Below are 12,040 nucleotides of genomic sequence, written 5' to 3'. Positions count from 1 at the left end.
TTATCGTCAAAAGGCGTAATCGATGACAACATCGGTGCAAAAACAACCCATTCTGATAGTTGGTGGCTTTGGCAGCAATCCATCGCTCTACGAGCCGCTACGTGCCCATTTGCATACCATTAGTGGCCAACCTGTCTTCATTACCCCCATCAACCGCTGGGATTGGGCACAGGTAGTGGTGTTCGATAGCTATGCCGGCTTACTTGAGAAACTTGATCGAGCGGTCAAGCAAACCCTGGCCGCCACCAGCAGCGACAAAGTCATACTGGTCGCCCACAGTGCGGGCGGGGTTCTGGCCCGCATCTTTCTCGGCGACAAACCGTATCGCCAGCGCACCTGCTTTGGCTATCAGCGTGTCAGCATGCTGGTGACCCTTGGCACACCACAACGGGCAATTCGTGACGGTCGGATTGGTGGGTTGAGTCAGATTCGCTGGGTAGACCAAAACTACCCGGGTGCGTACTGGCCCGACGTGCGTTACGTGAGCGTCATTGGCCGCAGCATCTTCGGCGATCCCGACGGCCCCCCACCGGAACGTGGCGCATATCAGAGCTATCGCCTGATCAGTGGCGAGGGCGCACAATGGGGAGACGGCGTCGTACCACTCGATTACGGTCTCTTGCCCGACTCATTGCACCTGATCATCCCCGGATTACGCCACGACCCACGACCAGATCGCCTCTGGTATGGTTCCAGTCCGGCGATTGTAGCCGTCTGGTGGCAGGCTGCCGCTGCATTCGCTGCCGCACCTCCGCTCGTGATCAGCTATAATCAGGAAGAGACGCAGGTCAAACCATCGCGTTACGTCACCCAACGCAGTTGACCTGCCACAATCCAAAGCCTATCAGCGAACAACCGATAGCAGTTGTGTTGTTCGCACCGCATAAGGGGAACCGGTATGTTTCGCCGTCTATTCGGTCGCGCTCAGGATGCACCGCGCAGCGAAGAAGAAGCTGCGCGTGAAGAAGAGCAGGTTGCTGCATCACTGGAAAAATCGCGCAAAGGCATCTTTGGCCGGATCGCGCAGCTCTTCGCCAATGATGATCCGATCACCGATGAGCTGTGGGACGAGCTGGAAGAGGCATTGATCCAGGCCGATGTCGGGCTAGAGACAACTCAGTATCTGGTCAATCGCACCATTGACCGGGTCAACCGTCACGGGGTCAAAAAGGCACGTGAGGCGCGCGAGATGCTCAAAGCCGAAATGGTGCGCACCTTTGCCGAGTACGCCGGTCAACAACGCCCCAATGCCAGACCATACGTCATTCTGGTCGTTGGCGTGAATGGTGCCGGCAAGACAACCCTGATCGCGAAACTGGCCCATCGCTACAAAAACCGTTTCGGCAAGAAGGTCTTGCTGGCAGCGGGAGACACCTTCCGTGCGGCAGCCACCGAACAACTCGAAACATGGGCCGAGCGCGCCGGTGTGCCGTGTGTCAGCCTCGGCCAGGGCGCCGACGCCGCTGCCGTTGTCTACAAGGCCATTGATGCCGCGCTCGAACAAGACGTTGACGTGCTGATTATCGACACTGCCGGTCGCCTGCACGCCAAATACAACCTGATGCAGGAACTGGAAAAAATCCGCAACATCATTGGCCGCAAACTACCGGGAGCGCCACACGAGACCATCCTGGTCATCGATGCCACAACCGGCCAGAACGGCGTGTTACAGGCGAAGGCATTTCTGAAAGCCGCCGGCGTCACCGATGTCGCCATCACCAAAATGGACGGTACAGCGAAGGGAGGCATTGCCTTCGCGATTGCCCAGGACATCGAACGGCCAATTCGCTACATCGGCACTGGCGAAAAGATGGACGATCTGGCCCTGTTTGATGCGCAGACCTTCGTTGATGCACTTTTTGCCGATTCAAAGTAGTAAATGAAACAGCACGCAAAGCAATGTGCTAACCGACCCTTCTTACTCACCAAACGAGTAAGCGAGGCGTAAGGATACGTGTGACGTGTTCAGGTTCATAGCTACAGACCTGTAGGTGACACTATGTCGGTTGAAATCGTCAAATGCCCATCTTGCAAACAAAAACTGGCCATTTTTCCGTACGTTCCGGTTGGTGGACAGGTCGTCTGTGCGAACCGAAACTGTGGGGCCAGCATTCGCCTAGTTTCACGACGCCCCCTGCGGGTAGAGCTGGTTCCCGAAGAAGCCACCTACACCGTAGATTACCGTCCGGAGTCGTATGGCTGATCACCAGAACCGCTCAATCCCAACTGGCCCTGTCATGCGTTCAGCACTCATCCGGCGGGCAGGTGCAATCATCGCCTTCATCGGCTTCACCACCCTGCTCGCCGGATGCCTGCTCATCAGTGGCGAACAGACCACCATCTCACAACAAGCCGGTGCCGCCAACATCCTGACCACCTTCGTCAGCGCAGAAGGGAGCGACGAATACCGGATACCGGCACTACCGGCCAACACCGAAGTCCAGGCCGTCGTCATGGTTGCCGTCGAGTCGGGAGACTTAGAAATCGCCCTCATCCAACCCGACGGATCGGTATCATTCGTCCTGGCCGCCCGGCCCGGTTCCCAGGTCACACGCAGCGGCCCGTTACGCAGCGACGAACAGGGGCAGATACGGTATCGGATCACGGCCCGTAATGCCCGCAATGGTGAAATTCAGATGTTTTTATTGCCGTAGTTCCACTTCATTGCGCTCATCGCCTGCCCGGTAACTTCCTGCACTGCCCGTTCATTGCGCGAGGTACCCAACCGGTGCGATTCAGATTTGGACTATAAGGCATGGCTGTTGATCGGCCTTGCGTGTATAATTTCAACAGCACAGACAAAGGCACGATCGTATGCGAGAACGAGAACCCATGCTGAATAGTTCAACCATCGCCGAGCCATCAACCGCAGCGTATGGTGCGAAGAATCAGTTACAACCGGCTGACGAACCAATTCATGGATGGTATCGTTTCATTCTCGGTTATCCACCCCATTTAGTACGTGAATATTTACATCGCCTCAACGCTGACGCCGAACGAGATTGGGTATGTGATCCATTTTGTGGCACAGCCACGACACCGGTAGAGGCTCGATTACAGGGTTTTCCTACGATCAGTAGCGATAGCAATCCTGTTGCACTGCTGGCAACTCGCGTCAAGATGGCGTGGGATATCGATGTCGCGGCGGTACTGCGCTGCCTTGATGATGTGTTAGAACTGGCAATCGCCTGTCTCCGTCGGGTGGGTTTACAGCCAATTCCAGACGGTCATCATCAACTCGACCTGTTTACCCCGTTGTTGTCGAAGGGAACTGCCATTGCGGACCAGCATCTTGCCGAACAGTTTCATCCAGATGAACTCCTTCCTTCTTCAGTAGCCACGCTGATACCGAAAGGATGGATAAGCCCGAACCCGCTGATGCGAGTGCTGGCCATTCGATTTGCCATCGAACAGGCAGTTGCCGACGATCGTATTCACGACTTTATGCGCCTGGCACTGGCGCATGTGATTGTGACGAAAGCCGGGAATATTGGCTTCGGCCCGGAGATATACTGTCGGCCGCCTCGTGACGATGCTGATGTCATTGGCGCATTTGTCAACACGGTTGAGCGGATGCTCGCAGATATACAACACCTTCAAACAACACGACCGCTCCCATTTCCACCTGCATATATGTACCAGGATGATGCGCGATCACTGTCGCGTCTTGACCACTGTCCACCCATTGGTATTGTGATTACCTCGCCACCCTACCCAAACGAGAAAGACTATACGCGCAGCACTCGCCTGGAGAGTGTTCTGCTTGGCCTGATCCAAACGAAACACGAGTTGCGGGCATTGAAAGCGAATCTCCTCCGTAGCAACTCACGGAATGTGTTTGCAGGGGATAGCGATGATATCTATATCAAAGATATTCCAGCCATTGTGCGTATCGCCGAAGAAGTTGAAGAACGACGGCTTGCATTAGGAAAAACATCAGGATTTGAACGCTTGTATCATCGGGTCGTTCGTCTGTACTTTGGTGGCATGTACCGCCATCTGGCAGCATTATTCCCAAAATTACGGCCCGGAGCACGTTGTGCGTATGTTGTTGGTGATCAAATGTCATTCTTCCGGGTGCATATTCGCACCGCACACTTGTTAGCTGACGTTGCCCACCGCGTTGGATATGACGTGGAAGGTATTGAGCTGTGGCGAACCCGGCGTGCTACGGTCACCAGGCAGGATTTGGCAGAGCATGTCCTTATTCTGCGCAAACCGACAACAAATAGGAGCTGATAGTGTCTACACGGAGGAAGAAAGAACAGCCTGAAGAGAACGTGAAACCTCAAGATTTATCGCGGTACGACGAAGTTCTGCTGGAAGTCTTTTTACGGCATTATCGTCAGGGAGAGCGTTATTTGAAATTTCACAAAGATGAGTTAGTAGAGATATGTAAACAGCGAGGTATTGCGATACGAAACATTCCAGACATTATTTACACTTACCGCTCGCGCAGAAGCTTACCTGATAGAATACTGTCCACAGGCTATTGGGCAATTGAGCCTGCTGGTCGCGGATCATACGCATTTCGACTGCTCCAAAATGCACCACATTTCGGTATCCCCTTCCATGATTTTGCACCTGTGGACATTTACAACGCAATCCCTGACGTGGTGGAAAAACTGCTACGAAATGATGAACAATCACTGCTAACGCGAGTTCTCTACAACCGTCTGGTAGACATATTTACCGGTTTAACGTGTTTTCACCTACAGAATCATTATCGCAGCTTTGTTGTGGGTATGGGTGAAGTTGAACTGGATGCTCTCTACGTTGGTGTAGATAAATCCGGCATGTTACATATTATCCCAATTGAAGCGAAAAGCCCGGCAGAGAACGAGATGATCGGTCGTATTCAGATCAGTCAGATGGCAAAACTTGTGCGACAAGATTTTCCCGACCTGCATCGTCGGATTCTTGCCATCAAACAACTGCATGATGGGACAATTGCTGTAGTCGAGTTTGATGATCGCATTGAACCAGATGAATTTAAGATTGTTTCAGTCAGCCGTTTTCGCCTTATAGAGATCTCCAAATAAGCACACGTTCTAACCGCTAACATCAAACAACTTTACCAGACATAGAGAGGATAGTTTCAGGTAGAACATGCAGACAAGTCTGATACACTTTCCGTCAATGTAACATTAACTCAAGTTGCCACCTATGATTGTGAGCAGACCACGGAGTCTGACTGTCAGAATAAACAGCCTGATGTTGCCCGCAACACCGTGTGGCGTAACCGCATGAGCGATGTGGGTAGCATTCGGTTCCCATGGACGTGCTACGTCACGACTCACGGTAGCAACCCGGTTTATTCACCTCCTCTGTGTCCTCCGTGTCTCTGTGGTGACAAAGGTAGCAACTTGGGTTATGCCAGGCAATTTCCCTCATCCGTTAACCCTCAACAACCGCAACACCTCTCGATAAGCCGGCAATGACGGCTGCGCACCTTCACGGGTGACCGCCAGCGCACCGGCTGCGTTTCCCCAACGGACAGCCTCCTGCGGCGATTTGCCGCTGGCGCTGGCAACGCAGAAAGCAGCAACAAACGCATCACCGGCCGCCACCGTATCGACAACCGGCACCTCGAACGCCGGTTCGTGGATGATCTGATCGGCTTCGGCCAGGACAGCGCCGGCTTCGGCCAGGGTGACCACAACATTGCGGACACCACGTTGTTGCAGATAGCTAATCGCGGTGCGCAGATCGGCTTCACCTTCGGCAAGGGCTTGTAATTCAAGTTGATTGGGAATGAGGAAATCAACCAGCCCCAACAGATCAACCGGTAACGGACGGGCCGGGGCCGGATTTAACACCACCGGAACACCGTGATGATGAGCCAGGCGGGCCGCCGCAATCACGACCTCAAGCGGGCATTCCAGTTGCATCAACAGCATATCAGCCGTTGCCAGCACCGACTCCGCACGTAACACATCCGCTTCCATTACCTGCATATTCGCACCCGGCGCGACAACTATCGTATTTTGACCGTGGGAATCAAGGGTAATCAACGCAACACCGGTGGGGGCCGTTGGGTCACGCTGAACAAAGGTGGGATCGACGCCGTGCTCTTGAACTGTTGCCAGCAGGGTATGACCGAACGCATCTACTCCCACCCGCCCGACGAGGTGGACACGTGCTCCCAACCGGGCTGCGGCCACTGCCTGATTTGCCCCTTTACCACCCGGAAAGGTTTGAAAATCACTACCAATTACTGTTTCCCCCGGTTGCGGATGGCGTGGTGCGCGTACCACCAGATCCATGTTTAGGCTACCGACAACCACAATGGTAGGAGTCATAGATGTGCTCCCTCAGAATTTCATCAACGAAGGCTCAGGTCAACATCATAGCAAATGTTGCCGGGAATAGTAATGGCGGGGCCGGCAAATAATTCGGTTCATCCTGACTGCAATCAGGCAATGCCGACTCGAATTCATACATTCCATGCCGAACACCTGACTGCTTCCTGGCAGCGCGAGCCTCCAGCTCATCCAGCACCGGCAACCGCCAGCACTACCTGCTTCCAACGGTGTATCGTAATACCGACCTGCATCGGCAATTCCCGTCCCTGGCGGGGATGGGGTTGGGCGGGGCCAGTTGCAGCGCTCTACTAGACGCAGCACGCCCGCTACTGCTCCCTACCGCCAGGCCAGCCCCGTAGGGGCTTCCACGACGTGAGGCAGGGTTTTAACCCGCCGACTCGCCGGCTCTCACCTCCAGCCCCGCTCCCGCACGCGGGCTATGTATCATCCGAGTTATGGGTCATGCGTAGAGCAGGGGCGGGTGAGGGTGGGGCCAGTCGCAGCGTACTACTCTCTTCAAGACTTTGCCTGCAATTCAAGCAGGCGACCACCGGCAAGGTGCTCTAGCTGGTGAATCACCCGATCACCGCCTAGCATCAGTTGGGCCAGTGCCTGATGCGGCAGTGCTATCACCTCTACCGGCGTAACGGCAACGACACTGGCAATCGGAGGAACACCACGGAGAAACTCCATCTCGCCAAAAAACTCGGTCGGCCCCAGACGGGCGATCAAACGAGCCGGTCCCCGCGGCCCTTGTGGCGTCTCTTCCTGCCGTAACACGGCTACCTGACCACGTGCGATCACATAGAGTTTTCCGCCAGGGCGACCTTGACGGATAATCACCTGACGTGCATCAACCGTTATCCGTTCGGCCTGCCGGGCCAACTCGCGCAATTGTGCCCGTGACAGATCGCTGAGCAACGGAACTCGTTCGAGCAGACGCATGCGAGCAAGTAGTTCAGCCCCCTCAGCAGTATGTGGTGCCGCTTCACGCAACATTCGTTGCAACTCACCTGCCGGTAAATAGAGGAGTTCGCTCTCGATAGTAGCCCGATATTCACACCGTATCACCTCTAGCCCTTGCAGCTCACCGAAATAGTCGCCACGGTGCAATTCACGCACCCGATCACCATCACGCTCCAGAATCTCGCCTGTCTCAACCACCCAGATGCCATCTGGTGGTTCGCCGGCGCGCAGGATTAGTTCGCCGGCGCAAACCCGCTGTGGCATAAAGGCCGCAGCCAGCGCTTTCAGCTCCTGGTCATCGCACGTCACGAATAACTCAATCTGGCGCAGCAATCGCATACGCGCTTCACGAGCATCACCAAAAGCACGCGAAATATCCTTCGCCCACGACATATGGGGCAGACAATGGCGATCAAGTGCTTCCCGTTCCGGCCACGGCAGCGCATCATACGCTTTCAAGAGTGCCTGTCGAGCAAAGGTACGACCGGCAAGCTGTTCCAGCGTCTTGATCGCATAGCGCAAGACCTCGGCATAACGGGTGCCCTGCACACCGAGCGGTTGTTCCATCACCACCGGGCTGATCCGTACCTGATCGCGATCAAATGTGATCTCCCAGTTGGCAGTTGCCGCCAGCACATCCATCCGATTGTCTAGTGCAGTCGTGCGCTGAATACCATAATTGTTACGTAGTAACCGGTATAGTCCAATATAGACATGGCGAAAGCCATCTTGCAAGCGGACACGTTCACCCAGTGCTGACTCTAACGGCCAGCTTAACTCACTCAGGCTAACATTATGTAGTGTAACCAGATGCGTTGCCCAGGCTGCCGCCCACAAACCTGCGGCCAAAACCAGTAGGGTCAAAGCTGGTAGTGTATTGCGCCACATCGGCAGCAATTCGAGCAAATAGCTGCCAATCTGAGCCAGAATCCCCAGCCAGAGCAACAACCAGCTCCAGAAGAGGCGGGAATCGCGTAAACTAATCAGGAGTGGTAACAGCAGTGCCTGTCCGATCAACCCGCTGTACACCGGAACTGCGGCAATCAATGCCCACCATGGACTGTATTCCGGGTGCGTCTGGCGAATCAGTTCGGCGGCAAGTGCACCGGCTGGAAAGGCAATCGTAAGCAGTAACGCACTGGCAATCAGTTCACTGCTGCGCTGCTGATGCAGATCAACATCAAGGAGAGCGACAAACCCCGCGAACAGCAACAACGCATAGCCTACAATCTCCATCCCCGACCAGAGACGGACGGCTGCCGGCACGATGAGATAGCCTGCCTGTGCAATCAGTTCGATAACACTTATCAATAAAAAACTGGCCAGCGCCCGATTGATCCAGGCTCCCTCGTAATCACGTTGTAAATACCACTGCATCACCACCGCGGCTATCCAGAGCGAGGTGAGGAGAACGCCGATCTCCAGACTCAACCCAAAGCGTAGTGGGAGAAGACCGACCATCAGCGCCAGCAAGCCAAATGTACCGGCAACAAACAATGGATTGCGGGCATAACCACGTCGGTTCAGCCAGGCAGCGGCGGCTCGCACTGCTCCCCAGCCGACCAAACCAACACCGATCAGTAACGGCCCGATGACCAGGACAACGAGAGCGATTGCCAGCAAACGCCCGATCAAACCGCCAGCCCATAGGTTACTGAGCATACCGGAAAACTGTCGCTGCCAGAACAGAATCGCCATCACGACGGCTACCACCGTGTAAATCGCACTTAACAGACCATAACCGGCAAAAATTCGCTCTTCGCGATTCAACGCGACCCCGGAACGCAACTTCTGCCAGAATGGCCCACTGATAAATGCCAGTGCCCGCTTACGCAGGTTGGGCAGACGCAAGGCGTCAACCAGGATAAAATAACCATCAAGTTCGAGCAGTGGATTGAAATTGAAGAGCGCGGTGAGATATGAGGCAGTCGCAATCCGTCGCATCCACACTCCACCGGTTGTTTCGGGTGCTAAGACAGCGATAATCGCAGCAACCGAACCGACCAGCAGGTCGCACAGCGGCCCGGCCAGCGAAACAAGCACACGGGCATTGCGTGGGGCCAGCCAGATGTCACTGGTATCAACAAACGCTGCCGGCATCCCGAAGTAGAGCATGATCCCGGCTCGCGATACCTGACGACCGAAGTGTTTTACCGTCAGGCCATGCGCAATCTCGTGCAACGTAAGGGTCACAAACAACGCCACACCCAAAAACAAAATGTCGAGGGCGAACGATTCATTGCTGATCAGTTCAATCTGTTGACCCGGCAAAAAGTAGCAAAGCAACCCAATCACGCAGATAATGCCGAGCAATATCGCAAAAACCCGATTGAAGAGCCACCGTCCGCCCCAACGGTAAAGCAATTCAAACACCCCATCAGTATGCGACAGGGTAAACGTATGACCATGGGTAAGGCGCAATAGACGCTGTCCCCAGCCTTCAGCCGTATGCCGTTCGAGGCGAGCGCGTATATGTCGATAGATGCCGACCGGACGATCAACAAGAAATCCCTGCACCCGTAATGTCTCAACCAGTCCGGCAACCGGCAACAACTGCTTGAAGCGCACAAAACCCATCATCGCCAACTGTGCGATGGTTTGCGTTCCATCCATCGCCTGCCAGATTTCCCGTTCTGCAGGGCTGAGGCGCAGGTAGTGTCCGCCTGGACTGCGTAACACCGTCACCTGCTGGTCACCCTCGTGGACGGTCTCCTCGATCACACCATCGATGCGCTGCGGTCGGTATTGCACCGGATCAGCTCGCTGCCGGAGAATACTCCATACCCCACCTTCCCCGCCAGGCGTGGTGTGTAGCCGACGTTGCAAACTCTGGTATAGCAAGCGTTGCTGAGCAGAAGGAGTAGTTATCTGCTCTTCGATTGCTGTCCAGAGACGATGACGAGAAGTCAACAATGGTGTCATACAATTGCTCACGATGACATATCATCGTCATGAACGAGCAAGAAATATCGCATTCTCATCATAACAGGTATGTCCAGGATTGCCGACTCTTGGGTTGGAGTGTACGTTGCTGAGAAAATAGGAACTAGAAAATAGAAAGAAATGGAGGTTATTATTTTGGCATGCGGCAGTCTCGTTTTCCCACACCAATGCAGACGGGATTGATAGCCACGGGTAAATGCATACAATGTCATCGCTTGAACTATACCGCCATCGGCAATGCTTGACGCCCGATCTGCACGTCGGCTACAATGATGACCCTGACAATTGGAGTTAGCTGCAAGGGAGCACATCATGACCACACATACTGATACGGCACGGTTGCCCACCGATTACATGCCGGGTCCGGTTCCTGGCCCACGAGCGCAGGAGCTGGTGGCTCGCGATCACACCGTCATTGCCCCGCTTGGACGGGTGTACCCCCTGGTGATTGATCATGCGCAGGGCTGTGAGGTGTGGGATGTCGATGGCAATCGCTTCCTCGATATGAATGCAGGCATTGCAGTTTTGGCGGCCGGTCATTGCCATCCGCGTCTGATCCAGGTGGCCCAGGCACAACTTCAACGTTTCACCCACATGGCAGGTACCGACTTCTACAACGAACCGATGGTGCGTGCTGCCGAGAAGCTGGTCTCACTAATGCCCGGCGGCAAGGACTGGCAAGTCTTTTTCACGAACAGTGGCACGGAAGCGGTTGAAGCCAGCATTAAACTGGCCCGATATGCAACCGGTCGCCAGAACATCATTGCCTTCTACGGCGCATTTCACGGTCGTAGCTACGGCAGCCTTTCACTTACCGCGTCCAAACCGCGTCAACGCCAGGGGTTCTTCCCTCTGCTGCCCGGCGTTAGTCACACCTACTATCCCAATTGCTACCGCTGCCCGATCAATCTTCGTTTCCCAGAGTGCGATATTGCCTGCCTTGATCTGATCGAGCGCACGTTGTTCAAGACCACAACACCCCCGGAAGAAGTTGCCGCCATCATTATCGAGCCGATCCAGGGTGAGGGTGGCTATGTAGTGCCGCCTCCTGGTGCGCTGGCTCGTCTGCGCTCAATCTGTGATCGTTACGGCATTCTGCTGATCGTTGATGAGGTGCAGAGCGGTGTAGGTCGTACCGGTAAGATGTGGGCTTTTGAACACGAGGGTATTGTGCCTGATATTGTGGCTTCGGCCAAGGGACTGGGTGGTGGCTTGCCGCTGGGTGCCATGATCGCCCGTAGCGAGCTGGCCCACAAATGGCAACCCGGTTCACATGGCAATACGTATGGTGGGAATGGCCTGACCTGTGCGGTCGCGTATGAGCTGCTCACGCTGGTTGAAGAGGAGTTGATGGACAATGCCGCCACGGTTGGTGCCTATCTCCTCAAACAACTGCAAGCCCTTCAGCAGCGGTTCCCACAGATCGGGGCAGTGCGTGGGCGTGGCCTGATGATCGGTGTCGAGTTTGTCGATAGTCAGGGCAATCCCGCCAGTGCGCTGGCCGATGCAGTGATGGTCGAGAGTTTTCGCAAAGGACTGCTGGTACTTACCTGCGGTGCCTCAACAATCCGCTTTTGCCCGCCATTGACCCTGACCAAAGCGCAGGCCGATGAGGCCGTAGCCCGGTTTGCACTGGCAATTGAAGCCTGTCTGACTGCGTAGCCAGGGCAGAAGGAGGGCAACCCACGGCGAATGTGGGTTGCCCCGTGTTCAAAAATAAGCTGATGGCAACGTCCTCATCCCGGGTTATATGATGCACGTCTTGCGCGACAGCGGTATACTAAGAATAGAGATGTAGAGCCTATCCCAAAAATCTACCAAAGCTG

The 12,040-nt window shown here is 54.9% G+C and carries 8 protein-coding genes; 6 read left to right on the top strand and 2 right to left on the bottom strand.

Annotated elements, in window-relative coordinates; translation table 11 throughout:
• The first annotated feature begins 22 nt into the window (after positions 1–22).
• The 5 genes from VAE57_RS14520 (at position 23) to VAE57_RS14500 (ending at position 5,042) form a co-directional block, all read left to right on the top strand.
• Positions 23–823 carry a lipase gene (locus VAE57_RS14520; protein WP_322822584.1) on the top strand — a complete coding sequence of 267 codons (801 nt, stop codon included), beginning with the start codon at positions 23–25 and terminating at the stop codon, positions 821–823.
• Positions 824–898: 75 nt separating this feature from the next.
• Entirely contained in the window at positions 899–1,876 is a 978-nt protein-coding gene (gene ftsY / locus VAE57_RS14515) for a signal recognition particle-docking protein FtsY (RefSeq protein ID WP_287158073.1), read from the top strand.
• 319 nt (positions 1,877–2,195) lie between these two features.
• The gene (locus VAE57_RS14510) at positions 2,196–2,654 is read left to right on the top strand and encodes a hypothetical protein (RefSeq protein WP_322822583.1); all 459 of its coding nucleotides are present in this window, start codon (positions 2,196–2,198) and stop codon (positions 2,652–2,654) included.
• Between the two features lie 160 nt (positions 2,655–2,814).
• On the top strand, positions 2,815–4,239 hold the full coding sequence (locus VAE57_RS14505; protein WP_322822582.1) for a hypothetical protein: 1,425 nt from the start codon (positions 2,815–2,817) through the stop codon (positions 4,237–4,239).
• Between the two features lie 41 nt (positions 4,240–4,280).
• A complete protein-coding gene (locus VAE57_RS14500; RefSeq protein WP_322822581.1) occupies positions 4,281–5,042 on the top strand; it encodes a hypothetical protein in 762 nt (253 codons plus the stop codon).
• 348 nt (positions 5,043–5,390) lie between these two features.
• On the opposite strand, the gene rbsK is transcribed toward VAE57_RS14500, so the two are convergent.
• Positions 5,391–6,302 carry a ribokinase gene (gene rbsK / locus VAE57_RS14495; protein WP_322822580.1) on the bottom strand — a complete coding sequence of 304 codons (912 nt, stop codon included), beginning with the start codon at positions 6,300–6,302 and terminating at the stop codon, positions 5,391–5,393.
• A 519-nt stretch (positions 6,303–6,821) separates the two neighbouring features.
• Positions 6,822–10,193 (bottom strand): cyclic nucleotide-binding domain-containing protein, encoded by a 3,372-nt coding sequence (locus VAE57_RS14490; protein WP_322822579.1) that lies wholly within the window; start codon positions 10,191–10,193, stop codon positions 6,822–6,824.
• A 333-nt stretch (positions 10,194–10,526) separates the two neighbouring features.
• Here VAE57_RS14490 and VAE57_RS14485 point away from each other — a divergent pair, with 333 nt between their 5' ends.
• Positions 10,527–11,876, top strand: a complete 1,350-nt coding sequence (locus VAE57_RS14485; protein ID WP_322822578.1) for an acetyl ornithine aminotransferase family protein — start codon at positions 10,527–10,529, stop codon at positions 11,874–11,876.
• Positions 11,877–12,040: the final 164 nt, after the last annotated feature.

The organism is Chloroflexus sp. (assembly GCF_034434295.1).
Lineage (GTDB): Bacteria > Chloroflexota > Chloroflexia > Chloroflexales > Chloroflexaceae > Chloroflexus.
The sequence above is the reverse complement of the archived record's forward strand: the minus strand, read 5'-3'. Positions and strand labels throughout refer to the sequence as shown.